19 protein-coding genes are annotated in these 23,413 nt (G+C 72.4%); 8 read left to right on the top strand and 11 right to left on the bottom strand.

The window, feature by feature from the left end:
• Nucleotides 1-66 precede the first annotated feature (66 nt).
• From Pma05_RS16845 to Pma05_RS16830, 4 genes are all read right to left on the bottom strand, one after another.
• Nucleotides 67-636 (bottom strand): PadR family transcriptional regulator, encoded by a 570-nt coding sequence (locus Pma05_RS16845; protein WP_203858361.1) that lies wholly within the window; start codon nucleotides 634-636, stop codon nucleotides 67-69.
• A 263-nt stretch (nucleotides 637-899) separates the two neighbouring features.
• Complete coding sequence (locus tag Pma05_RS16840) at nucleotides 900-2,489, bottom strand: glycoside hydrolase family 53 protein (protein WP_239312495.1); 1,590 nt, start codon at nucleotides 2,487-2,489, stop codon at nucleotides 900-902.
• A 31-nt stretch (nucleotides 2,490-2,520) separates the two neighbouring features.
• Nucleotides 2,521-4,098, bottom strand: a complete 1,578-nt coding sequence (locus Pma05_RS16835) for a glycoside hydrolase family 53 protein (RefSeq protein ID WP_203858360.1) — start codon at nucleotides 4,096-4,098, stop codon at nucleotides 2,521-2,523.
• 203 nt (nucleotides 4,099-4,301) lie between these two features.
• Nucleotides 4,302-6,377: a beta-galactosidase gene (locus tag Pma05_RS16830; RefSeq protein ID WP_203858359.1), complete on the bottom strand. Its 2,076-nt coding sequence runs from the start codon at nucleotides 6,375-6,377 to the stop codon at nucleotides 4,302-4,304.
• Nucleotides 6,378-6,559: 182 nt separating this feature from the next.
• Here Pma05_RS16830 and Pma05_RS16825 point away from each other — a divergent pair, with 182 nt between their 5' ends.
• The 5 genes from Pma05_RS16825 (at nucleotide 6,560) to Pma05_RS16805 (ending at nucleotide 11,852) form a co-directional block, all read left to right on the top strand.
• On the top strand, nucleotides 6,560-7,861 hold the full coding sequence (locus Pma05_RS16825) for an ABC transporter substrate-binding protein (RefSeq protein ID WP_203858358.1): 1,302 nt from the start codon (nucleotides 6,560-6,562) through the stop codon (nucleotides 7,859-7,861).
• A gap of 73 nt (nucleotides 7,862-7,934) precedes the next feature.
• Nucleotides 7,935-8,864, top strand: a complete 930-nt coding sequence (locus tag Pma05_RS16820; protein ID WP_203858357.1) for a carbohydrate ABC transporter permease — start codon at nucleotides 7,935-7,937, stop codon at nucleotides 8,862-8,864.
• A 1-nt stretch (nucleotide 8,865) separates the two neighbouring features.
• Complete coding sequence (locus Pma05_RS16815; protein WP_239312493.1) at nucleotides 8,866-9,789, top strand: carbohydrate ABC transporter permease; 924 nt, start codon at nucleotides 8,866-8,868, stop codon at nucleotides 9,787-9,789.
• Between the two features lie 77 nt (nucleotides 9,790-9,866).
• Complete coding sequence (locus tag Pma05_RS16810) at nucleotides 9,867-10,898, top strand: LacI family DNA-binding transcriptional regulator (RefSeq protein ID WP_307836858.1); 1,032 nt, start codon at nucleotides 9,867-9,869, stop codon at nucleotides 10,896-10,898.
• A gap of 114 nt (nucleotides 10,899-11,012) precedes the next feature.
• Nucleotides 11,013-11,852, top strand: coding sequence for a GNAT family N-acetyltransferase (locus tag Pma05_RS16805; RefSeq protein WP_203858356.1), 840 nt, complete (start codon nucleotides 11,013-11,015; stop codon nucleotides 11,850-11,852).
• A gap of 78 nt (nucleotides 11,853-11,930) precedes the next feature.
• Here Pma05_RS16805 and Pma05_RS16800 read toward each other — a convergent pair whose 3' ends face one another.
• From Pma05_RS16800 to Pma05_RS16790, 3 genes are all read right to left on the bottom strand, one after another.
• Nucleotides 11,931-12,998: an NADH:flavin oxidoreductase/NADH oxidase gene (locus Pma05_RS16800; RefSeq protein WP_203858355.1), complete on the bottom strand. Its 1,068-nt coding sequence runs from the start codon at nucleotides 12,996-12,998 to the stop codon at nucleotides 11,931-11,933.
• Nucleotides 12,999-13,165: 167 nt separating this feature from the next.
• The gene (locus Pma05_RS16795; RefSeq protein ID WP_203858704.1) at nucleotides 13,166-14,464 is read right to left on the bottom strand and encodes a dicarboxylate/amino acid:cation symporter; all 1,299 of its coding nucleotides are present in this window, start codon (nucleotides 14,462-14,464) and stop codon (nucleotides 13,166-13,168) included.
• Nucleotides 14,465-14,724: 260 nt separating this feature from the next.
• Entirely contained in the window at nucleotides 14,725-15,381 is a 657-nt protein-coding gene (locus tag Pma05_RS16790; RefSeq protein ID WP_203858354.1) for a DUF998 domain-containing protein, read from the bottom strand.
• Nucleotides 15,382-15,675: 294 nt separating this feature from the next.
• On the opposite strand from Pma05_RS16790, the gene Pma05_RS16785 reads away from it, so the two are divergent.
• From Pma05_RS16785 to Pma05_RS16775, 3 genes are all read left to right on the top strand, one after another.
• Nucleotides 15,676-15,861: a hypothetical protein gene (locus tag Pma05_RS16785; RefSeq protein ID WP_203858353.1), complete on the top strand. Its 186-nt coding sequence runs from the start codon at nucleotides 15,676-15,678 to the stop codon at nucleotides 15,859-15,861.
• A complete protein-coding gene (locus Pma05_RS16780; protein ID WP_239312491.1) occupies nucleotides 15,861-18,140 on the top strand; it encodes a putative bifunctional diguanylate cyclase/phosphodiesterase in 2,280 nt (759 codons plus the stop codon). Before Pma05_RS16785 ends, Pma05_RS16780 begins: the two co-directional genes overlap by 1 nt.
• Before the next feature lie 141 nt (nucleotides 18,141-18,281).
• On the top strand, nucleotides 18,282-18,785 hold the full coding sequence (locus Pma05_RS16775) for a DUF456 domain-containing protein (RefSeq protein WP_203858352.1): 504 nt from the start codon (nucleotides 18,282-18,284) through the stop codon (nucleotides 18,783-18,785).
• Nucleotides 18,786-19,170: 385 nt separating this feature from the next.
• On the opposite strand, the gene Pma05_RS16770 is transcribed toward Pma05_RS16775, so the two are convergent.
• The 4 genes from Pma05_RS16770 to Pma05_RS16755 all read right to left on the bottom strand — a co-directional run bounded on the left by Pma05_RS16770 (nucleotide 19,171) and on the right by Pma05_RS16755 (nucleotide 23,288).
• On the bottom strand, nucleotides 19,171-20,292 hold the full coding sequence (locus Pma05_RS16770; protein ID WP_203858351.1) for an XRE family transcriptional regulator: 1,122 nt from the start codon (nucleotides 20,290-20,292) through the stop codon (nucleotides 19,171-19,173).
• Nucleotides 20,289-20,996, bottom strand: coding sequence for a hypothetical protein (locus Pma05_RS16765; protein ID WP_203858350.1), 708 nt, complete (start codon nucleotides 20,994-20,996; stop codon nucleotides 20,289-20,291). Before Pma05_RS16765 ends, Pma05_RS16770 begins: the two co-directional genes overlap by 4 nt.
• Nucleotides 20,997-21,219: 223 nt before the next feature.
• Nucleotides 21,220-22,959 (bottom strand): SulP family inorganic anion transporter, encoded by a 1,740-nt coding sequence (locus tag Pma05_RS16760; RefSeq protein ID WP_307836857.1) that lies wholly within the window; start codon nucleotides 22,957-22,959, stop codon nucleotides 21,220-21,222.
• Nucleotides 22,956-23,288 carry an ArsR/SmtB family transcription factor gene (locus tag Pma05_RS16755; protein WP_203858349.1) on the bottom strand — a complete coding sequence of 111 codons (333 nt, stop codon included), beginning with the start codon at nucleotides 23,286-23,288 and terminating at the stop codon, nucleotides 22,956-22,958. Before Pma05_RS16755 ends, Pma05_RS16760 begins: the two co-directional genes overlap by 4 nt.
• Nucleotides 23,289-23,413: the final 125 nt, after the last annotated feature.

The raw sequence follows: 23,413 nt of genomic DNA, 5'->3' as shown, positions 1-23,413 counted from the left end.
CCAACCGGCCCGGCCCGCCAGGCGGCCGGCCTGGTCCGGCCGCCGGTCCAGTCCCGCCTACCCTGCCTACTCTGACTCGGCGAGGATGGCGTAGAGCTTGCGCCGGGTCTCGTCGAGCACCTGGGCGGCCCGCTCGCGCTGGTCGTCGGTGCCGGTCATCATCACCTGACGCAGCGCGTTCATCGCCTGGAAGCCGGCCTCCCGGATGTCGTGCCAACTGTTGATGGTGTCCTGGGCGAACTCGGCCCACGGCGGCTGCGCGGCAGCCTGGGTGGCCTCCTCCTGCCCGGCCTCGGTGAGCCCGAAGCGGCGTCGACCGCCGCCCGACTCCTCGGTGCTGCTGGCGATCAGGCCCTCGTCCTCCAGGAGTTGCAGGGTCGGATAGATCGACCCCGGGCTCGGCCGCCAGGCGCCGCCGGTACGCGAGTCCAACTCCTGGATCATCTCGTAGCCGTGCATCGGCCGCTCGGTCAGCAGGGCGAGTACGGCGGCGCGGACGTTCGGTCGCCGTCCGCGGCCACCGCCACGTCCCCGGCCGCCACCCCGGCCGTGCCCGTGCCCGTGACCGGGCGGCGGAAAGCCGAAGCCGCGCATCCGGGCTTCCTGCATGGCCTGGAACCCTCGGTGAAAACCCATCTGGGCCTCCTTCTGACTGTCGTTGATAGCTCAACGATATATCGGGAAACTATCGACGACAACACACCGACTCCGGTGGTCGATTCCCCGGAGTGATCCTGGTCATGCTGAACGGCGCCGACCCGAGGGGCATGAACTGCCGTTCGGCACCCCGACCTCGCCGACCTGGCAGAGACGGGGAACCGCGACGGCGGCTCCGGCCCGGGTGGTCCGGGCCGGAGCCGCCGCAGGTCCGCACATCGGTCGGGCCGACCGGCCTCGCCTCAGATCGAGCCGAAGACCGCCAGCCCGGGCAGCGCGCGGTCGCCGTAGTCGAAGAGCGCCTGGTTCTCCCAGCCGTTGCCCGAGGACGGGTTGGTCGGGTCCCAGCCGTTGCCGGGTACCGCCGTCCAGGTGGGCTCCCAGTAGAAGACTCCCAGGCCCCGGCCGTTGGGTACCGAGCGGACGACGTCGAAGACCGCCCGCAGCGCGTCGGCCTGGCCCTGCGGGGTGGCCGGATAGCCGCCGGCCTGCTGCAACGAGGAGTTGAAGATGTTCGGCTCGCTGTCGTCGGCGTTCAGGGTGAAGCCGTACGCGGTCTCGGCGACCAGCACCGGCCGGCCGTACCGGGAGGCGAGGTCGTTGAGGTTGGCCTGGAGACTGCCCAGCGAGCCGTGCCAGTAGAGGTAGTGCGACACCCCGATCACGTCGAACGGCACTCCCCGGGAGGTGGCCTGGTCGAACCACCACCGGTGCTGCGAGTTGTTGCCGCCCTCGGCCAGGTGCAGCATCACCTGAGTCGAACTGTTCACCGCCTTCACCGCGTTGCTGCCGGCGGTGAGCAGGACGGCCAGGTTGGCCCAGTTGTCACTGCGCCCGTCCGGCCAGAGCATGCCGTCGTTGATCTCGTTGCCGACCTGCACCATGTCGGCCGTCGTACCCTGCGCCTTCAGCGCGTTCAGCACGTCGTACGTGTGGTTGTAGACCGCGTCCCGGAGCTGGGTGAAGCTGTACCCGCTCCACGCGGCCGGCTTGTTCTGCTTGCCGGGGTCGGCCCAACTGTCCGAGTAGTGGAAGTCGACCAGCAGCCGCATCCCCTGCGCCTTGATCCGGCTGGCCATGGTCAGCACCCGGGCCCGGTTGTTGTAGCCGTCGGCCGGGTTGACCCAGACCTTCAGCCGGGCGTAGTTGACCCCGTTGGCGGTGAGCAGTTGCAGCGGGTCCCGCTGGGTGCCGGCGGCATCCCGGTAGACGCCGCCCCGGTCCTGGCTCTTGAGCAGGGTGGAGATGTCGACGCCACGGATCGGCACGCTGCCGCCCGGATTGCCGGTGCCGCCGCCGGTGAACTCCACGTCGTCGACGTTGATCCAGTTGCCGGCCCGGGCGTCCGAGACCACCGCGGCGGTGCACTGCCCGCCGGTCACCTGGGCGGTCACCGAGACCTGGGTCCAACTGGAGGTGGTCGGGATGCCGACCCGCTGCTCGGCGCCGCCGCAGCCGCGCAGCGCCAGGTAGGCGGCGACCTGGCCGCCGCCGGAGCGGACCCAGGCCCGCAGGGTGTACGACCCCGCGCCGAGCCCGGTGAGCTGCTGGTGGGTCTCCACCCGGTAGGCGCCGGAGGCCCAGTGCGACAGGCGGTAGTTGCCGGACCGCCCACCGGCCTCGGTGAAGCTGGCACTCTGCTGGCCGGAGCTGGACGACTCGGACCAGCCCGGCGGGTTCTGGCTGGCGCCGGAGGACTCGAAGCCCGGGTTGGTGATGGTGGCGGCGGCGTGCACGGGACTCGGGGCGGGGCCGACGACCAGGCCGGCGGCGAGCAGTACGGCGCCGAGAGCGGCGGCTGCCGTACGGAGCGGATGGGACGGACCGCTCATGGGGATTCCTTCCGTCGAGGGGGATGAGTGCCTATCGAGCGGCGTCGCCGAGTACCCGCAGTCCGGGCAGGGCCCGACCGGAGTAGTCGAAGAGCGCCTGGTTCTCCCAGCCGTCCCCGGAGCTCGGGTCGGCCGGATCCCAGCCGGCTCCGGCGACCGCGGTCCAGGTCGGTTCCCAGTAGAAGACGCCGAGCGCACCGGGTACGGCGGCGACGGTGTTGACCATGTCGCGGATCGCGTCGGCCTGACCCTCGGGGGTGGCCGGATAGCCGCCGGCCTGTTGCAGCGAGGCGTTGAAGATGTTTGCCTCTTGGTCCTGCTCGGCCAGCGTGAAGCCGTACCCGGTCTCCACCACCATCACCGGCCGGCCGTACCGGCTGGTCAGGTCGAAGAGGTTGGCCTGGAGCGAGCCGAGCGGCCCGTGCCAGTACGTGTAGTGCGAGACGGCGACGAGGTCGAACGGCACGCCCCGGCTGACCGCGTTGTCGAACCACCACCGGTGGCCGCCGTTGTTGCCGCCCTCGGCCAGGTGCAGCGCGACCCGGCTGGCCGGCGAGGCGTCGGTGACCGCGGTGCTGGCCGCGGTGAGCAGGGCCGCCAGCCCGTCCCAGTTGTCCCAGCGCCCGTCCGGCCAGAGCATCCCGCCGTTGATCTCGTTGCCGACCTGCACCATGTCGGCCGGGGTGCCCTGCCGGCGCAGGCTGGAGACCACGTCGTAGGTGTGGTCGTAGAGCGCCTGCCGGAGCCGCTCGAAGGGCAGCTCCGCCCAGGCGGCGGGCTTGAACTGCTTGCCCGGGTCGGCCCAGGTGTCCGAGTAGTGGAAGTCGACCAGCAGGCCCATGCCGAGCGCCTTGGCCCGGCGTGCCTTGGCCAGTACGTCCGCCTTGTCGCTGAACCCGTCGGCCGGGTCGACCCAGACCTTCACCCGGGCGTAGTTGACGCCGTCGTCGCGCAGGATTCGCAGCGCGTCCCGGCGAGGTCCGGCGCGGTCGCGGTAGACCGCGCCGTGGTGCTCGTTCTTGGTCAGGTGCGAGACGTCGGCCCCGGCGATCCGCAGCGCGGGGGCACCCGCCGGCCGGGTGGCGGGGCGCAGCGTCAGGTCGTCGAAGTGCGCCCAGTCCCCGGCGTTGCCGTCCGAGACGAGGCCGACGGTGCAGCGGCCGGTGCTGACCCGGGTGGTCAGGGCCACCTCCACCCACCACTCGCCGCCGGTGCGGGGCAGGTCGACCCGCTGGCCCGGTCCGCCGCAGCCGGTGAGCGAGATGTACGCGTCGCGCTGGCCGCCGCTGGCGCGTACCGAGACCCGGAGGGTGTGGTCGCCCCGGCGTAGCCCGGTGAGCCGCTGGTAGGTCTCGACCCGGTACGGCTGGTCGGCCCAGTGGGTGAGCCGGTTCGCCCCGGTCCGGCCGCCCGGCTCGACAAAGCTGGCCGAGCGCTGGCCGCGTACCGACCAGCCGGTCGGCGAGCCGTCGGAACCGGTGGCCTCGAAGCCGGGGTTCGCCACCACCGCCCCGGGATCGGGGCCGGCCGCCGCCGGTCGACCCAGATCTGGTACGAGTACGGCCGCGACCAGCGCGAGGGCACCGAGCCCGAGCTTCCTGTTCGGCATCAGTGGACGTTCCTCCTTGGCAACCGCCGAGGCGGCAGTGCCCGCCCAGGCTCTGAATTGGGAGCGCTCACAGGAACGATCTGCCCCTGCTGAACTGGCACAACCGGCGATCTCTCCGGGCGCCATCGACAAGTGTGGTTGTGAGCGCTCACGGAACCATCACGGTGGAACGATGTCAAGAGGCGACCGACAGCGCCGTCCCGTCAGGCGCGCAGCGCGCGTACGCCGCCGGCCGGCACCCGGCATACGCCCGGCTGGAAGGTGCCGTCGAGCAGGTCGGTGCCGGTCGCCGCCAACTCCACCTCGCGGTCGGTGTGGTTGATCGCGATCAGGAACCGGCTGCCGTCGGCACCGGCCCGGCGGACCAGTTCGACGCCCTCCGGCACCCCGTCCGGCGGGACCAGACCGGCGTCCCGGTACGCCGCCCCGAGCACCGGGGCGAGGCCGGCGGCGGTGAGCCGGGTCGAGACGTACCAGGCGTGGCCGGCACCGAGGGTGTGCCGGGTGACCGCCGGTCCGCCGGCCGCAGGACCGTCCAGATAGCTCAGTACCGGCGCGGCGCCGTGCGGCACCACCACCTCGGCCCAGACGTCCCCGACGATCTCCTCGCCAGGCGTCGCCCCGGTCGGCTCGGAGTCGACGCCCAGCCGGACCGTCTCGCCGGAGCGCAGCGGCAGGAACTCCTCCACGGTCAGCCCGAGCAGCTCGCGTAACGCACCCGGATGCCCACCGGGATGCAGCGCGTCGTCCGCGTCCACGATCCCGGAGAAGTACGACACCAGCAGCGTCCCGCCACCCGCGACGTACCGGCGCAGGTTCTCCGCCGCAGCCGGCGTGGTCAGATAGAGGCTCGGTACGACGACCAGCCGGTAGCCGTCCAGCGCCCGTTCCGGATGGGCGAAGTCCACGGTGAGCCGGTCCCGCCAGAGCCGCTCGTAGTAGGCCGCCATCCGCTCCCGGTAGTCCAGGTCGACCGACGGGCGCCAGTCCAGCTCAACGGCCCACCAGGACTCCCAGTCCCACAGCACCGCCACGTCGGCGACGACCCGGGTGCCGCGCAGCGGTTCGAGGCTGGGCAGGTCGGCGCCGAGCGCCACCACCTCGCGCCAGATCCGGGTGTCGGTGCCGCCGTGCGGCAGCATCGCACTGTGGAACTTCTCGGCGCCGAACCGGGATGCCCGCCACTGGAAGAAGAGCGCCGACTCGGCACCCCGGGCCAGGTGGGCCAGGCTGTTGCGGCGCAGTTCGCCGGGGCGCTTGGCGACGTTGCGGGGCTGCCAGTTCACCGCCGAGGTGGCGTGTTCCATCAGCAGCCAGGGCTGCCCGCCGGCGACCGCCCGGGTCAGATCGGCGCACATGGCCAGCTCGATGTGGTTGTCCGGCTCCTCGGCCCGCAGGTAGTGGTCGTTGGAGACCACGTCCACCTCGGCGGCCCAGCGCCAGTAGTCGATCGTCTTGCAGTTGGCGATCATGAAGTTGGTGGTCACCGGCACGCCGGGGGAGAGCCGGTGCAGGATGTCCCGCTCCCGCCGGAAGTTGCCCAGGTGCGCGTCGGAGGAGAAGCGCAGGAAGTCGAGCTGTTGGCTGGGGTTGACCGCAGTGGGTGCGGCGAGCGGCGGTTCGATCTCGGCCCAGTCGGCGTACCGCTGGCCCCAGAAGGTGGTGCCCCAGGCCGTGTTGAGCCGGCCCAGGTCGTCGCCGTGGCGCTCGCGCAGCCAGTCCCGGAACGCCTCGGCCGAGGTGGCGCAGTAGCAGAGCGCGTTGGCGCCGCCGTACTCGTTGTGCGAGTGCCAGAGCACCAGCGCCGGGTGGCCGGCGTAGCGGCGGGCGAGCTGCTCGGTGATCCGCGCGCTGGCCTCGGCGTACGCGGGTGAGCTGGGGCAGAACGACTGCCGTGCGCCCCCGCCCAGCACCACGCCGTGCCGGTCGACCAGCCGGGCCTCCGGATAGCGGCGACGGAACCAGGCCGGCGGTACGGCCGTCGGGGTGGCCAGGTCGACCCCGATCCCGCCGTCGTGCAGCAGGCCGAGCAGCCGGTCGAACCAGCCGAACTCGAACCGCCCCTCGGCCGGCTCCAGCAGGGCCCAGGCGAAGATCCCGACGCTGACCAGGTTCACCCCGGCGACCCGCATCAACTCGACGTCCTCGGCCCAGACGGATTCCGGCCACTGCTCGGGGTTGTAGTCGCCGCCGTACGCCAGGCGGGTCAGCCGGGGCAGCGGCCCGGCCCGACCGGCGGAGTCCTCGGCGGCTACCACGAGTTGCGGGGTCTGACTCATGCGGGATCTCCGAACTGTGCGCGCTCCCAGGGTTAGTGGGCATGATTCCACACGGATCTACAAGGCGAACAAGTGCAAAAGCGTGTCTTGACATGATCGATCGGGAGCCCAAGACTGTGAGCGCTCCCAGTTGTTTCTGGTTGATCACCAGCCGATGACACCACGGAAACTGAGAGGTTGAGATGACCCGTACGCTCGCCGCGAAGATCCTGGCGGTGGCTCTCGGCGCCAGCCTGGTCGCTGCCTGCACCTCCACGTCGGACGACGACCCGGCGGAGCCGACCGGCCCGGTCGAGCTGACCTTCTGGTCCTGGGCGCCCAACATCGAGAAGCTGGTCGACCGGTGGAACGCCGACAACCCGGAGACCAAGGTGACGCTCAGCAAGCAGGCCGGTGGTGCGGACATCGTCACCAAGCTGCTCACCGCCGCCAAGGCGGGCAACCCGCCGGACCTCGCCCAGGTCGAATACCAGTCGCTGCCCACCCTGGTCAGCAACGACGTGCTGGCCGACATCGCCGAGCAGGCCAAACCGCTGGCGGAGAAGTTCTCCGAGGGCACCTGGCGACAGGTGACCCTCGGCACCGAGGCGGTCTACGCGATCCCGCAGGACGCCGCGCCGATGATGCTCTACTACCGCACCGACCTCTTCGGACAGTTCGGGCTGACCGTACCGAAGACCTGGGAGGAGTTCGCCCAGACCGCCCGTACGCTGCGCGGCAAGAGCAAGAAGCACTTCCTCACCACCTTCTCCGCCAACGACCCGGGCTGGTTCGCCGGGCTGGCCCAGCAGGCCGGCGCGAACTGGTGGGGGATCGACGGCGAGTCCTGGCGGGTCACCGTCGACGACGCCGGCACGAAGAGGGTCGCCGACTACTGGGGCGGGCTGGTCGGCGAGGGCGTGGTCGACGGCAAGCCGATGTACACCCCGGAGTGGAACAAGTCGCTCAACGACGGCACCCTGCTGGCCTGGCCGAGTGCGGTCTGGGCCCCGGGCGTACTGGTCGGCAACGCGCCGGCCACCAAGGGCAAGTGGGCGATGGCACCGCTGCCGCAGTGGAGCGCCGGCGAGAACCGGACCGGCAACTGGGGCGGCTCCTCGACCGGGGTCACGGCGGCCTCCACGCACAAGGCGGCGGCGGTACGCTTCGCCACCTGGCTGAACACCGACCCGGCCGCCACCACCATGCTGGTCCGGGAGTGCGCCGTCTATCCGGCGGCCCGGGACGCCCAGTCCGGCCCGGCGCTCGCCTCGCCACCGGACTTCTTCGCCAACCAGACCGACTTCTATCCGCTGGCCAAGCAGATCGCCGACACCGCCGCCGGGGTCACCTGGGGACCGAACGTCAACGTCACCTACGAGACCTACCAGGACGTGTTCGGCAAGGCGATCACCGCGAAGACGCCGTTCGGGGCAGCGGTCGACGCGATGCAGACCGCGACCGTGGACGACATGCGCAAGAACGGCTTCACCATCGCCGGCTGAGCGGCGGGCAGGCGGCAGAGACCTGCTGACCACCCGCCCGCCGACAGCGACCGGCCGACCGAACGGAGAGTCGATGCCAACGGCCACCCCCGGGGTGCGCCGCCGGGGAAGGCGTACCGGGGTCCCGTACGTCTTCCTCGCCCCGGCGGTGATCCTGTTCCTCGCCTTCTTCCTCGCCCCGATCGGGTACGCCGGGTACCTGAGCCTGCGCAAGGTGCGGATCTCCGGGCTGGGGCTCGGTCGGGGCTCCCGGACCGAGGTCTTCGCCGGGCTGGAGAACTACCGGAACGCGGTCACCGACTCCGAACTCTGGTCCGGCGCGCTGCGGGTGCTCGGCTACGGAGCACTGCTGGTGCCGACCATGCTGGGGCTGGCGCTGCTCTTCGCCCTGCTGCTGGACCGGCCCCGGGCCCGGCTCGCCCGGTTCAGCCGTACCGCGATCTTCCTGCCGTACGCGGTGCCGGCGGTGATCGCCAGCCTGCTCTGGGGCTTCCTCTACCTGCCGGCGACCAGCCCGCTCAACGATCTGCTGGCCCGGTTCGGGCTGCCCGAGCCGGATCTGCTCGGCACCGGCGCGGTCTTCTACGCGGTGGTCAACATCGGGCTCTGGGGCGGCGTCGGCTTCAACATGATCGTGCTCTACACGGCGCTCCGGGCGATCCCGCCCGAGCTGTACGAGTCGGCCCGGCTCGACGGCTGCTCCGAGATCCAGGTCGCGCTCCGGATCAAGATCCCGCTGCTCACCCCGGCGCTGGTGATGACCACGCTGTTCACCATGATCGCCACGTTGCAGGTGTTCAGCGAGCCGATGACGCTGGCGCCGATGACCAACTCGATCTCGTCCACCTGGACGCCGCTGATGAAGATCTATCGCGACGCCTTCGCCACCGACGACCGGTACGCCGCCGCGGCCACCTCGGTGCTGATCGCCGCGATCACCCTGCTCCTGTCGCTGGGCTTCCTGCGGCTGGTGCAGCGGCGGGCCTTCGGACAGGAGCAGTGAGATGGCCGGAACCGACACCGTCACCGCCGCCCGGGGCACGGCCACGGGGCGGACGGCACCACCGGCGCGGGCCGGGATGAGCGGCCCGGGGGAGGGCCGGATCACCCGGCTGGTGCCGACCGCGATCCTGCTGATCGGGGCGTTCTACTGCCTGCTGCCGGTGGCCTGGGTGCTGGTCGCCGCCAGCAAGGACGCGGCCACCCTCTTCACCAGCTCCACCTTCGCGCCCGGCGACGCGCTGGTCGGCAACGTGACCGACCTGTCGACGTACCGGGACGGGCTGTTCTGGCGGTGGATGCTGAACACCCTGCTCTATGCCGGGGTCGGGGCGGCGCTCTCCGCGGCCGTCTCCGGGCTGAGCGGCTACACCCTGGCGAAGTTCCGGTTCCCGGGCCGGTCGGTGGTGTTCAACGTACTGCTGGCCGGGGTGCTGGTGCCGGGGATCACGCTCGCCGTACCGCAGTATCTGCTGCTGGCCAAGGTGGGGCTGACCGACACGTACTGGTCGGTGCTGCTGCCCAGCATCGTCAGCCCGTACGGCATCTACCTGGCCCGGATCTACGCGGCGGCGGCGGTGCCGGACTCGGTGGTCGAGGCGGCCCGGGTGGACGGGGCGAGCGAGTTCGGCATCTTCCGCCGGGTGGCGCTGCCGATGATGGTGCCCGGCCTGATCACCGTCTTCCTGCTCCAGTTCGTGGCGATCTGGAACAACTTCCTGCTGCCGTTCATCATGCTCGCGAACGACGAGCGGTTCCCGGTGACGCTGGGCCTCTACACGTTGCTCAACCAGGGCAACACCCAACCCGCGCTCTATCGGCTGGTGATCGCCGGGTCGCTGCTGTCGATCATCCCGCTGGTGGTGCTCTTCCTGTCGCTGCAACGCTACTGGCGGATCGACCTGCTCTCCGGCGCGACCAAGGCATAGCGGCGGGTGGGGAGTGGGCGAGCTGTGTCACAAGCTCCGGTGCCGCCGCCGGGTGCCGGCGCGAGCACAATGACAGGGTGACCGCGCCTGATCGCAGCCGTACCCGCCGCCGGACGAGGCCCCGCCCGACCATGGACGACGTGGCGGCGGTGGCCGGGGTCTCCCGGGGCACCGTCTCCCGGGTACTCAACGGCGGGCACAACGTCAGCGGCCCGGCCCTGGAGGCCGTCCGGCGGGCGATCCGCAAGACCGGGTACGTGCTCAACCAGCACGCCCGGAGCCTCGTCACCCAGCGCTCGGACTCGGTGGCGTTCATCCTCTCCGAGCCGCAGGACCGGCTCTTCGAGGACCCGAACTTCAACATCCTGCTCCGGGGCTGCACCCAGGAGCTGGCCGAGCACGACATCACGCTGCTGCTGACCATCGCCGGCACGCAGGAGGACCGCAAGCGGGTCGGCCGGTACGTCACCGGCGGGCACGTGGACGGCGCGCTGGTGATCTCCACCCATGCCGGCAGCCCGCTGCTGGACGAGCTGGACGAGCGCGGCCTGCCCTTCGTCGCCGTCGGCCGCCCGCTCGGCCGGGACTCCGACGTCAGCTACGTCGCCGCCGACGACCGGGGCGGGGCCCGGCAGATGGTCAGCTACCTGCGGTCCCGGGGGCACCGGACCATCGGCACCATCACCGGCCCGCTGGACACCTCCGGCGGGGTGGACCGGCTCGCCGGCTATCACGACGTGCTCGGCGAGACCGATCCCCGGCTGGTGGTGACCGGCGACTACACCCACGACAGCGGCGAGGCGGCGATGGAACGGCTGCTGCGCCAGGCGCCGGAGCTGGACGCCGTCTTCGTCAGCTCGGACCTGATGGCCACCGGCGCGATCGCCGCGCTGCGCCGGGCCGGCAAGCGGGTACCCGAGGACGTCGCGGTCGGCGGCTTCGACGACTCGAAGGTGGCCACCACCTCCGTACCGCGGCTCACCACGATCCGGCAGCCGTGGGCCCGGATCAGCGCCGAGATGGTCCGGCTGCTCCTCGGGCACCTGGCCGGCGACTCGCACGCGGCGGTCATCCTCCCCACCGAGCTGGTGGTCCGGGAGTCCGCGTAACGGCCGGTGTGTCCGGTACCGCTCGACAGGGTCCGGACCGCCCACCGGACCCACCCGGGGCGGGCGCGGTGATCCGGGCCGTTCCCCCGCCGATGATCTGGCACGCTGGTAGGCGTGCTGATGGTGCCGGTACGCCAGCTCGGAGAGGCCGAACGCGGCGCGGTGGAGCGGATCCTCGACCTCGACCCCTTCGCCGCCGCACAGGTGGCCGAGCGGGTCGCCGCGAACGGGCTGTCCTGGTGGCGGGCGGACGGCCGGGTCCTCGGCTACGGCACCCGGGACAACCTCGAATCGCTCTGCTGGCTGGGCGGGCAGGTCACCCCGGTCTGCGCCGGCCGACCGGCGATCGCCGCCTTCGCCGAGGCGCTCGGAGCCGAGGAACGTACCTGCTCGTCGATTGTCGGACGGGCCGACGGGGTGCTCGGGCTCTGGGAGCGCCTCTCCGGGCGGTGGGGACCGGCCCGGGACGTACGCCCGAACCAGCCGTTGCTGGCGACCGGGGCGGTGCCGCAGGTGGCGCCGGATCCGGACGTGCATCCGGTGCGGGCGGGTGAGATCGACGCGCTCTTTCCGGCGGCGGTGGCGATGTACACCGAGGAGGTGGGCGTGTCGCCGTTGGCCGAGGACGGCGGGCGGGCGTACCGGCAGCGGGTGGCCGAGCTGGTCCGGGCCCGCCGGGCGTACGCCCGGATCGTCGACGGCCAGGTGATCTTCAAGGCCGAGCTGGCCGTCGTCACCCGGCGCACCGCGCAGATCCAGGGGGTCTGGGTCGAGCCGGCCTGGCGGGGGCGGGGGATCGGCGTCGCCGCGATGGCGGCGGTGGTCCGGGACGCGCTGGCCCGGGTCGCCCCGACGGTGAGCCTCTACGTCAACGACTACAACGCCCCGGCCCGCCGGGTCTACGAGCGCTGCGGATTCCGCTCGGTCGGCACCTTCGCCACCGTGCTCTTCTGACCCTGCTCGCCGGGCCCGTTCTGGCGCTGGTCACCGGGCCAGTTCTGGCCCTGCTCGCCGGGCCAGTTCTGGCGCTGGTCACCAGGCCCGGAGGTATTGGTCCGGGGTGTGCACGGTGGCGCCGAGCCGGTCCGCCGCGCGGCGCGGCCAGTACGGGTCGCGCAGCAGTTCCCGGCCGAGCAGCACCAGGTCGGCCTCGCCGGTCGCCACGATCGCCTCGGCGTGCTCCGGCTCGCTGATCAGCCCGACCGTGCCGGTCGGCACCCCGCTCTCCCGGCGCACCTGGGCGGCCAGCGGCACCTGGTAGCCGGGGCCGAGCGGGATCTCGGCCTCCGGCACGCCGCCGCCGGACGAGCAGTCCACCAGGTCGGCGCCGGCCTCGGCGAGCAGCTTGGCCAGCAGCACGCTGTCGGCCGGGGTCCAGCCGCCCGGTACCCAGTCGGTGGCCGAGATCCGGACCAGCACCGGTACGTCGTCGCCGACCGCCGCCCGGACCGTCCGGGTCACCTCCAGGGCGAACCGGCTCCGCCCGGCCAGGTCGCCGCCGTAGGAGTCGGTGCGGAAGTTGACCAGCGGGGAGAGGAACTCGTGCAGCAGGTAGCCGTGCGCGGCGTGGATCTCCACCGCCCGGAACCCGGCATCGAGGGCACGTCCGGCGGCTCGCCCGAACGCCTCGACCACCCGGGCGATGCCGGCCCGGTCCAGCGCGACCGGCGTCCGGTACGCCGGCACGAACGGCTCGGTGCCCGGGCCGACCGGGGTCCAGCCGCCCTCGTCGTCCGGTACCCCGCCCTTGACCGGCGACCAGGGCCAGTACGTGGACGCCTTGCGGCCGGCGTGCGCGAGCTGTACCGCCGGTACCGCACCGGCTCCGGCCACGGCCGCGGTGATCGGCCGCCAGGCGTCGACGTGCGCGTCCGACCAGAGCCCGGTGTCCCGGGGACTGATCCGGCCCTCCGGTACGACCGCGGTGGCCTCGCTGATCACCAGCCCGACCCCGCCCACCGCCCGGGATCCGAGGTGGATCCGGTGCCAGTCGGTGGGCAGCCCGTCCGGACCCGCCGAGTACTGGCACATCGGTGACATCACGATCCGGTTCGGCAGCGTCACGCTACGCAGCGTCAACGGGCTGAACAGCACACTCATCCTCGCCTCTTCCCCGCGCCCCTCACGGGCGCCGAAACAACTCGCGCCCCTACCGGGCGCCGGACGGTCAGCGCCCGGTGCGCGGGCACCGAACGGGTCGGCCTGGAGTGGATCGTGGTCTCCTGCTGCCCCTGGAGGGGTAGCAGGAGACCACGATCAACGTAGCGTCAGGCGGGTTGTGGGGTTGGGTCGAGATTGCGGGTGGGGGGTTCGGTGGGGTCCTCGTCTAGGAGTTCTTGTCGGCCGGCGGCGTTGTAGGCGGTGCGGTCGAGTACGCCCTCTCGGGCGGCGACCACGGTCGGGACCAGCGCCTGTCCGGCGACGTTGGTGGCGGTGCGGATCATGTCCAGGATCGGGTCGATGGCGAGCAGCAGACCCGCCCCGGCCAGCGGCAGACCCAGCGTGCTCAGGGTCAGCGTCAGCATCACCAGCGCGCCGGTCAGCCCGGCGGTGGCGGCCGAGCCGACCACCGAGACGAAGGCGATCAGCAGGTAGTCGAGCGGGCTCAGGCTGACCCCGAAGACCTGGGCGACGAAGATCGCCGCGAGCGCGGGGTAGATCGCCGCGCAGCCGTCCATCTTGGTGGTCGCGCCGAACGGCACGGCGAACGAGGCGTACTCGCGCGGCACGCCGATCCGCTCCACCGAGCGCTGGGTCACCGGCATGGTGCCGACCGACGAGCGGGAGACGAAGGCGAGTTCGATCGCGGGCCAGGTGCCGGCGTAGAAGCGCAGCGGGTTGAGCTTGCCGGCGATGATCAGCACCAGCGGGTAGACCACCAGCAGCACGATCGCGCAACCGACGTAGACCGCGGTGGTGAACTTGGCCAGCGGGGCCAGCAGGTCCCACCCGTACGCCTCGACGGCGTGCCCGATCAGCCCGAGGGTGCCGATCGGGGCGAGCCGGATCAGCCACCAGAGCGCCTTCTGGGTGATCGCCAGCAGCGCCCGGTTGACGTTGACGAACGGCTCGGCGGCGGCGCCGACCAGCAGCGCGGCGACCCCGGCGACCACGGCCAGGAAGACGATCTGGAGCACGTTGTTCTCGACGAACGCGCCGACCGGGTTCTCCGGGATGATGCCGGTGAGGAAGTCCGTCCACGAGCCGGTCCGCTCGGGCGCCTTGGCCCCGGCGACGTCCAGGGTGACGCCCCGGCCCGGGTTGACCAGCAGGCCCAGCCCGATGCCGACGGCGACCGCGATCAGCGCGGTGATGCCGAACCAGAGCAGGGTCTTCAGCGCCAGCCGGGCGGCGTTGGCCACCCCGCGCAGGCTGACCACGCTGACCACCAGGGCGGTGAAGACCAGCGGGGGTACGGCGAGCCGCAGCAGTTGGACGAAGATGCTGCCGATCTCGTCGAGGGTGGTGCCGAGCCAGGAGATGTCGGCGGCCCGGGCCAGATAGCCCAGCGCGATGCCGAGGACCAGACCGGCGAGGATCTGTACGGAAAATGGAATCTTACGAATGGTGGAAATCGCGGAAGTCATAAACGGAATCCCTACGTCTGGGTCGGCGGGTCGGTGTGGTGGCCGGGGTACGCCGGACTGGCGGACCTGCGGTGTGCGGACCTGCGGGTTGCGGAGACGCGTCAGCCGCGACAGCAGCCGCTGGCCTGTAGTCGGAGATCGACATACAGGCGCACGGTCAGGAACCAGACATTGGTCATCGTCAAGAGACGATACGACGCCGGAGCCGCTAATGAAAGGACGGATCTTCGTGAGGCGCCTTACAGCCGACCCCGACCCGCACCGTCCCGGTCGACCCGCGCGGCGGGTGCCCGGCTCAGCCCGAGGGTGAGCGCGGTGGCGACTCCCCAGGCGGCCAGGTCGAGCAGGAGCAGCCGCTCGACCGCGCCCATCAGGACGCTCCGGCCGAGCAGCAGCAGGGTGAGGCCGGCAACCGCCGAGAGCGGCAGCGCGACCGCGGCGGCGGCTCCGGAGATCCGGCGCAGCGGCCGGGCCACCCCGGGCGTACCGGCCACCGCCAGCATGGCGAAGACCGCGCCGGCCACCGCCGCGATGCTGGCGCCGCCGTGCACCACGTCGGCCAGGGTCACCTGGTAGAACGGCGGCAGCGGGCAGGCTGCCCGGCAGCTCACCCCGGCCGAGACCACGGTGGCGACCGCACCCGCCACCAGCAGCCCGGTGGCCAGCCGCAACGCGGTGGGCAGGGCCGCGCCGAGCAGTACCAGGCCGGTGGCGGCGGCCAGCAGACCGAGCCGGTACGCCCAGACGGTCGGACTGTCCGACGCGCCGGCCTCGCTGACGTACGCGGCGAGTTCCGGAGCCGGACCGGCGAGTACGGCGAGAGCCACCGTGACCGTGCCGGCCAGCGTGCACGCCGCGGCGGCGAGCGCGACGGCGGGCCGCTGGGGGGCCGTCACCTCCGTGCGGGTCACCTCTGTGCGGGGCGGGGCCGGGGCGGGTGGCCGGTCCGACGGGGCGACCGGCCGGCCGGTCGGACGACCGGGCCATCGACATCGGTCTCCCGGACGAACCGCGGCTGCGCCATGCGGCCAAACCTATCCCGCCGCCGTACGGCCGGTAGAAGATCCGCTGGACAGGCCCTAAAGTGTGGATCGATCACCACGACCCGCCGGGTTCGTCGGCGCCGCCTGCCCGGGGCAGGTCGTGGCCGACAGCCCCTGCACGGGCCGGAGTGACGAGCTGAGGCGGAGATGCGACTTCCGGACGGGCTACCCACGGACATCGATCTGACCCGGCCTCGCGCCGCCCGGGTCCACGACGAGTACACCGGGATGATGCACGCCGACCTGCCCGACGAACCGGGCGACCCGGGGGAGCATCCGGAGCGGCTCGGCGCGTTCGGCGGGGTGGGCCGGCACGACCACGGCGCGGGCTAGTGGTGTCGATCTCCGTCACCGCAGCCGGTGGAGACGAGTCTCCGGCCGAGGAGTCTCCGGTCGACGATCCATCGGTCGAGGAGTCGTCGGGCGGGGAGTCGGCGGTCGACGGGTGGCCGGCCCCGGTCACCGGCTCGGAGTTCGACCGGCCCGGCGCGCACCGGTACGCGGAATGCTGGGCGCGGGAGGTGGCCCGGTGCGGTTTCGTGGCGACGAGTACGGCCGAGAGCCAGCGGCTGCTGCTCGCGCAGACCGTACGACTCGCCCGGGCGGTGCTGGCCGAACCGTTCACCCCGCAGCCGGGGTACGACATCGGCCGGGCCCTGGTCGACGCCCACCTGACCGAGCCGGGCGTGCTGGACTGGTCGGTACGCGCCCTCGGTGAGCAGTTCCGGGCCGTCGTCCTGCCCGCCCTGCCCGACGCGACAACCACACCCCGGATCGCCGCCCTGGCGGGTGCCCTCTCGGCGGGGTTCGCCGGTGCGCTGCGCCAGCGGACGCTCAGCCAGCAGGAGCGGATCGCCCAGGCCGCCTGGGAGGCCCGGGACCGGGTCGAGCGGGCGCTCCGGGACAGCGAGGCGCGGTTCCGGGCGGTCTTCGTCGACGCCGCGATCGGGATCGGCATCGCCGACGTCAACGGGCAGGTCATCGACGTCAACCGGGCCTTCGCTGACCTGCTCGGATACTCCGTCGACGAACTGCGCGAGATCAACGTGGCCGCGCTGTTCCACCGGGACGACGCGGCCGGGATGTGGGAGCTGTACCAACAGTTGATCGAGGGCAAGCAGGACGCCGTACGGGTGGAGAAGCGCTACTTCCGCAAGGACGGCAGTGCGGTCTGGACCGATCTCGCGGTCTCGCTGATCCGGCACGACGACGGGCGGCCCCGGTTCACGGTGGCGATGGTGGAGGACATCACCGAACGGCACGAGCTACAGCAGCGGCTGCGTTACCAGGCGTCGCACGACCCGCTGACCGGGCTGCCGAACCGTACCCTCTTCTTCGACCGGCTCGGCGAGGTCTTCGCCACCGGCGGGCCGGACGACCGGGTCGGGATCTGCTTCCTCGACCTCGACGGCTTCAAGGCGGTCAACGACAGCCTCGGGCACGACCTCGGCGACAACCTGCTGGTCACGGTGGCCCGGCGGCTCGCCGACTGCGTGGCCGGGCAGGGGCACCTGGTGGCCCGGATGGGCGGCGACGAGTTCGTGATCCTGATCGACCACAACGCCGGCTGCCGGGCGGTCAAGGCGGTGGCCGACCTGGCGCTGGCGGCGGTCGCCGAGCCGGTGCAGATCGGCGAGCACCGGCTGTCGGTGTCGGCCAGCATCGGCGTGGTCTCCGGGCCGCTCGCCACCACCTCGGTCGCCGAGCTGATGAAGGCCGCCGACGTCACCCTCTACTGGGCCAAGGCCGAGGGTCGGAACCGGTGGGTGAGCTACGACCCGGCGCGGCGGGCCCGGGAGCAGACCCGGTCGGCCCTGATCGCCGGCATGTCGGCGGCGCTGCACCGGGGCGAGTTCGTGGTCGACTACCAGCCGATCGTGACCCTGGCCGACGAGGCGATCTGCGCGGTCGAGGCGCTGGTCCGGTGGCGGCATCCCGAGCTGGGGCTGCTCGGCCCGGACGAGTTCATCGGGCTGGCCGAGGAGACCGGGCTGATCGTCGACCTCGGCCGCTGGGTGCTGGCCCGGGCCTGCGAGGCCGCCAGCCGGTGGCACCGGGACTTCCCCGAGGCCCGGCTCGTGGTCAGCGTGAACCTGGCCGCCCGGCAGGCCCGGGATCCGGCCATCGTGGGCACGGTCTCGGAGGTGCTGCGCCAGACGGAACTCCCGGCCGACCTGCTGCAACTCGAACTCACCGAGAGCGCGGTGATGGCCACCGCGGGCGAGCCACTGCCCGCGCTGCGCCGGCTGGCCGCCCTCGGGGTACGGCTGGCGATCGACGACTTCGGCACCGGCTACTCCAACCTGGCGTACCTGCGCCGGCTGCCGATCCACAATCTCAAGCTCGCCGGCCCGTTCGTCGAGGGGATCCGGTCCAGCGACCGGCAGGGTCTGGTGGACGGCCGGATCGTCGACGCGCTGGTGCGGCTGGCCCACGCCCTCGGGTTGACCGTCACCGCCGAGGCGGTGGAGACGCTGGGCCAGGCGGACCAGCTCCGGGCGCTGGGCTGCGACGCCGCCCAGGGCCGCTATTTCGCGGCGCCGGCCCCGGAGGGCGAGATCACCGGGTGGTTGACCGCCCGTGCACGGCGGCGCCGGGACGATGTCGCCTGACGCCTGACGCCTGACGCCTGACGCCTGACGCCTGACGCCTGACGCCTGACGCCTGACGCCTGACGCCTGTCGCCTGTCGCCTGACGCCGGGTGGCGGGTGGCGGTGCGGCGTGACCGGCGCCGGTAGGGCACCCTGGGGGCGTGGACATGACCGACACCGAGTCAGTGGTGACCCTCCTGTGTGGCGTGACGATCGTGATCGGCGTCTGCGGGGTGATCGTGCCGATCATCCCCGGGCTGATCCTGTGCTGGCTGGGCGTACTGGTCTGGTCGTTCTTCGGTGACGGGGAGGGGGTCGGCCGCTGGGTCGTACTCGGCCTGGTCACCGTGATCACGGTGCTCGGCACCGTCGTCAAGTACCTCTGGCCGGGGCGGAACCTGAAGCGCAGCGGGGTGCCGACGATGTCCCTGCTCGCCGGGGGCGTACTCGGGCTGGTCGGGTTCTTCGTGGTGCCGGTGGTCGGGCTGGTGCTCGGCTTCGTACTCGGGCTCTGGCTCGCCGAGCTGGCCCGGCTCGGTGACGCGAAGCAGGCGTGGCCGTCCACCCGGCACGCGCTGTCGGCGGTCGGGCTCGCCCTGCTGGTCGAGTTGGCGGCGGCGCTCGGCATCACCGGCGTCTGGCTGGTCGGCCTCGTCCTCACCTGAGGTCGGCGGCACGGACCAGGATCGTCATCGGCTGTCGGTGCGAGTGCGAGTGCGAGTGCGAGTGCGGCGGCGCGGGGCGGGCGTTGGCACGACCTGCGTCGTACCCGATGAGAGAGGTGACCGCGCCCCGCGCCGCCGCGGGAGCCGGGTTGTCCGAGAACCCGGCGTCGGACCCCGGGTGGGGTCCTACGGGTCCGGCGGTGCCGGACCGGCGCGCCGAGATCGCGCGCGATGCCATCCGGTCAGGCCAGGGACCCGGTGCGCCGCCGTCGGCGGCGCGTGGTGGGTGGCTCCTGCCGTGTCACGCTTAGATCATGCGCCGATCGCGCCGCGTCGGCAACGCAATTACCCATGTCAACGGCACGGTGCGGGGTGCTCGATCGGCTCAGGTGACGGCGATGTCCAGTTCGGGGACGTGCTCGGTGCCGGCGGCCAGCACGGCGCCGGTGAGCCCCGGCGGCAGTCCGGCCCGGACGGCCAGCCGGTCGACGGTGACCTGCTGCCGGCCGAGGAGTTCGACGGCCTTGCCGAGCAGGGACGGCTGCTCGCGCGGCCCGAGGTCGCCCGGCTCCGGAAAGCCCCACTGGGCGAGCAGCGCCATGCCGCGCCGGTAGGTGTGCTCCCGGTAGACGCCGAGGTCGTGCCCCCGGTAGACCAGCGCCTTCAGGCTGATCCCCCAGCGGCGCTTGAGATCGTGCAGCTTGTCGAAGTCGAGCCGGGGCGGCAACTCGTCGCGCAGCGCCGCGCTCGGGGCCAGGAACTCGGAGGCGAACGCGGTGGCCTGCCGCTCCAGCAGTTGGCTGCCCGGCTCGGCGTCGTGGTGCATCAGCAGGTGTCCCAGCTCGTGCGCGGCGTCCATCCGGGACCGGGCCCGGTCGTCCTTGCCCGGGTTGAGGAAGACGAACGGACGCTGGCCGTACCAGTGCGAGAAGGCGTCGACCCGTTCGGAGACGTCCGGCAGGGCGAGCACGATCACCCCGGCCGACTCCAGCAGCCGTACGGTGTGCGGCACCGGGGCGGCGCCGAGGTCGAACGCGTCCCGGGCGGTGACGGCGGCGGCGCGTACGTCGTCGGGGCCGGTCGGCTCGGCCAGCTCCAGGTGCGGCAGCCGCAGCCGGGGCAGCCGGAGCTGTCGTTCGACCACCTCCACCACCCGCCAGGCGAGTTCGCCGAACGCCTCCGCCTGATCCCGTTCAGCCTGGCTGGTCGTACGCAGGCTGCGGAAGTGCGCCTGGCCGGAGGTGACCGGGACGGGAAAGCCGGCGGCGAAGAACTCGACCGGCATCGAGAGCGCCAGGGCCAGCCGGGCCAGCGTTGCCGCCGAGGGGCGGGCCTGGCCCAACTCGTACTGGCTGACCGCCGCTGCCGTGACCCCGACCTGTCGGGCCAGCTCGTTCTTGCGCATCCGCCGCCATCGGCGGGCCAGCGCGAAGGCGTGCGGCGCGAACGCGGCGGCGGCTGCGCGGCTGGCCGGCGGCAGTACCGGCGGTCGGAGCCGACCCGTCACGCGGACCGCTCGGCCGGACGGCCGAATGCCGAGCCGAACCCGCCACTCCGGTCGTCGGGCTGGAGGGCCAGCAGGTCCAACTCGGGGATCGGCAGCTCGTCGGTGCGCGGCTGCGGTACCGCGTCGCCGACGACCACCGGCAGGGGCGCTCCGGCGGTGGCCGGCTCGCCGAACCAGAGGCGTACCTCGAACCAGGGGGAGCCGCTGTCCCGGTTGTCCCGGGGCAGCCCGAGGTAGGCGACCGCCTCGCCGGTGACGATGTCTCCGGTGTGCGCGACCCGGACGTGCCGCTTCGACGGCACCACGTCGGCGAAGACCTCGGGGAACTGCCCCTCGTCGTCGAAGGCGAGCTGCCCGTCGCGGCTGTTCTCCACCGCGCCGCCGAGCCGCGCCTCGCTGCCCTCCCAGCGGATCGACTCGATCCCGCCCGGTAGGGAGTAGAGCCGGACGACGTAACCGGCGCAGAGGACCTCCAGCGAGTTGTCCTCCAACCGGACCCGGATCCCGTCCAGACCGTCGAACTCGGCCTTGCCCAGGTTGGTCAGGTTGCGCCACACGGTGGTGCCGAAGCTCATCGCGTCGTCGCCGAGCTCCGGCTCGTGCCGGTCCGCCGCGCGCCGGTAGACCTGCTGGATCAGCCGACCCAGCCGGTCCAGTACGCCCCGCTCGTCGAGCACCGCCACCGCGTCGTCCAACAACGTCATGCGGAAAAACCTAGCCGAAGCCCCGGATGATATTGCCGAAATCAAGTGCCGACACGCCACCGCGATACCGGGCCGCCGAGCTTCTCCCCACCCCGGCGGCCCCGATTCGCAGCGGCCCCGGCTTCGGCTGTCCCGGCTGCGGCTGTCCCCGGTTTCGACCGTCCAGGCTGCGACTTGTCCGGGCTGCGGCTGTCCCGGGCTGCGACTGTCTCCCGGGCTGCGGCTATCCGGACTTCACGGCGGCGATCGCGGTCGGGGCGTCGTGGTGTACCCGCTCCCGGAGCAGCGCCAGCACACCCAGCGCGGCCAGGGCCCGGCGGTGTTCGGGCCGGATCCCGGAGACGTGCACGGTGATGTTCCGGTCGTGCAGGTCCTCGACCGCCTCCCGTAGGGCGAGCGCGCCGGAGGCGTCGATGGCGGTGACCCGGGACAGTCGCAACAGCACCACGTCGACCCCGTCGATGTGCGAGAGCGCCTGTCGCAGGTGGTGCGCGGCGGCGAAGAAGAGCGGCCCGGTCGGCCGGTACACGGCGAAGTGCGGCAGGTGTTCGCCGTGCGGTACCTGGTCGACCCGCATGGAGCCGGCGATCTTGCGCAGGGCCAGGCCCCCGGCGACGATCAGGCCGAGGAGGACAGCGGCGACCAGGTCCAGCAGCACCGTGGCACCGGCGGTGAGCACCAGGACGAGCGCGTCCGAGCGGCTGGCCCGGGCCAACGCGCGCAGCGTGCCGAGGTGCACCATCCGGACGGCGGTGGCCAGCAGCACCCCGGCCAGCGCCGCGATCGGGACGCCGGCCACCAGCGGGGCCGCGGCGAGCATGATCACTGCGAGTACGAGCGCGTGCGACAGCGCGGCGAGCCGGGACACCGCTCCGGCGCGTACGTTGACGGCGGTCCGGGCGATGGCGGCGGTCGCGGGTACCCCGCCGAAGAGCGGCGTGACGATGTTGGCGATGCCCTGCCCGAACAGTTCGCGGTCGGGGTGGTGCCGTTCGCCCCGCCGCATCCCGTCGGCCACGGTGGCGGAGAGCAGCGACTCCAGGGCCGCCAGTGCCGCGACGGCGACCGCCGAGGTGAGCAGCGCCCCGACGGCGTCCAGCCGGAGGAACGCCAGCGACGGTTGGGGCAGAGTCGCCGGCAGCGCGCCGATCCGGGCGACGTCGACGTTCCACACCTGGGCGCAGAGGGTCGCCGCCCCGACCGCGAGCAGCGCGGCGGGTAGCTGTGGTCGCCACCTCAGCACGACCAGCAGTACGGCCGCGACGCCGACCGAGAAGAGCACGGAGGGCCAGTGCGGGTGCGCGGCGAACGCCACCACCGCGCGTACGGCGACCGGCAGCACCTGTTCGCCGTGTGTCGGTACACCCAGCGCGGCCGGCACCTGCTGGAGAAAGATCACGATCGCGATGCCGGCGGTGAAGCCCTCCACCACCGGGGCGGGTACGAACCGCGCGTACCGTCCGGCCCGGGCGATCGCGAGCCCGACCAGGATCAGCCCGGCGAGCAGGCCGACGGTGAGCACCCCGCCGGGGCCGTACTGCGCGACGATCGGGACGAGCACCACGGTCATCGCCCCGGTCGGCCCGGAGACCTGGAGGTTGGAGCCGCCGAGGACGGCCGCCAGCGCGCCGGCCACGATCGCGGTCACCAGTCCGGCGGCGGCACCGAGCCCGGAGGCGACGCCGAAGCCGAGGGCCAGCGGCAGCGCGACCACCGCGACGGTGAGCCCGGCGAGCAGGTCGGCCCGGGGGTTGCGGCGCATGCTGGCCAGGTCGGCCCGGCCCGGCAGCAGACCGACGAGACTCGCCCGGCCGCCTGCACCGTAAGCACTCGCCCGGCCACCCGCACCCTCGGCACTCGCCCGGCTGCCGGCACCGTCAGCGCTCACCCGGCTGCCCGCACCCTCAGTGCTCATCTGGTCTTCGCCGTCGGCGTTCGCCCGCTCCGCGGCGTCAGCGCTCACTCGGTCTCCACCGTCAGCGATGCCAGCAGTTCGGCCTGGCCCTGCAACATCTCGGTGAGGATGCGCCGGGCCGCCCGCATCAGGTCGGCCACGTCCGGGCCGGCGAGCGCGTAGACCACGGTGGCGCCGTCCCGGGTCGACACCACGATCCCGGCCCGGCGCAGCACTGCGAGCTGCTGGGACAGGTTGGACGCCTCTACCTGGGTCTCGGCCAGCAGGTCGCGTACGGGTCGGGGACCGTCGCCGAGGAGTTCGAGGACCCGGATCCGGATCGGATGCCCGAGCATCCGGAAGAACTCGGCCTTCGCCTGGTACAGCGGAACCTGCATATGAGCAATTGAAGACTTCTTCAACTGGACGGATCGACGCCGGGGGAAGAGTCGTGATCCCGGTCACTCGGTCGGGATCGGTTGACGTGGATCTTCGAGAGGCGCACGATCTCGGACAGAGGCGT

The organism is Plantactinospora mayteni (assembly GCF_016862935.1).
Lineage (GTDB): Bacteria > Actinomycetota > Actinomycetes > Mycobacteriales > Micromonosporaceae > Plantactinospora > Plantactinospora mayteni.
The sequence above is the reverse complement of the archived record's forward strand: the minus strand, read 5'-3'. Positions and strand labels throughout refer to the sequence as shown.

Bases quoted from the DNA above. Each gene is read 5' to 3' on its own strand.
- Pma05_RS16845 (WP_203858361.1), bottom strand. From the start codon at position 636: ATGGGTTTTCACCGAGGGTTCCAGGCCATGCAGGAAGCCCGGATGCGC.
- Pma05_RS16840 (WP_239312495.1), bottom strand. From the start codon at position 2,489: ATGAGCGGTCCGTCCCATCCGCTCCGTACGGCAGCCGCCGCTCTCGGC.
- Pma05_RS16835 (WP_203858360.1), bottom strand. From the start codon at position 4,098: ATGCCGAACAGGAAGCTCGGGCTCGGTGCCCTCGCGCTGGTCGCGGCC.
- Pma05_RS16830 (WP_203858359.1), bottom strand. From the start codon at position 6,377: ATGAGTCAGACCCCGCAACTCGTGGTAGCCGCCGAGGACTCCGCCGGT.
- Pma05_RS16825 (WP_203858358.1), top strand. From the start codon at position 6,560: ATGACCCGTACGCTCGCCGCGAAGATCCTGGCGGTGGCTCTCGGCGCC.
- Pma05_RS16820 (WP_203858357.1), top strand. From the start codon at position 7,935: ATGCCAACGGCCACCCCCGGGGTGCGCCGCCGGGGAAGGCGTACCGGG.
- Pma05_RS16815 (WP_239312493.1), top strand. From the start codon at position 8,866: ATGGCCGGAACCGACACCGTCACCGCCGCCCGGGGCACGGCCACGGGG.
- Pma05_RS16800 (WP_203858355.1), bottom strand. From the start codon at position 12,998: ATGAGTGTGCTGTTCAGCCCGTTGACGCTGCGTAGCGTGACGCTGCCG.
- Pma05_RS16785 (WP_203858353.1), top strand. From the start codon at position 15,676: ATGCGACTTCCGGACGGGCTACCCACGGACATCGATCTGACCCGGCCT.
- Pma05_RS16765 (WP_203858350.1), bottom strand. From the start codon at position 20,996: ATGACGTTGTTGGACGACGCGGTGGCGGTGCTCGACGAGCGGGGCGTA.
- Pma05_RS16755 (WP_203858349.1), bottom strand. From the start codon at position 23,288: ATGCAGGTTCCGCTGTACCAGGCGAAGGCCGAGTTCTTCCGGATGCTC.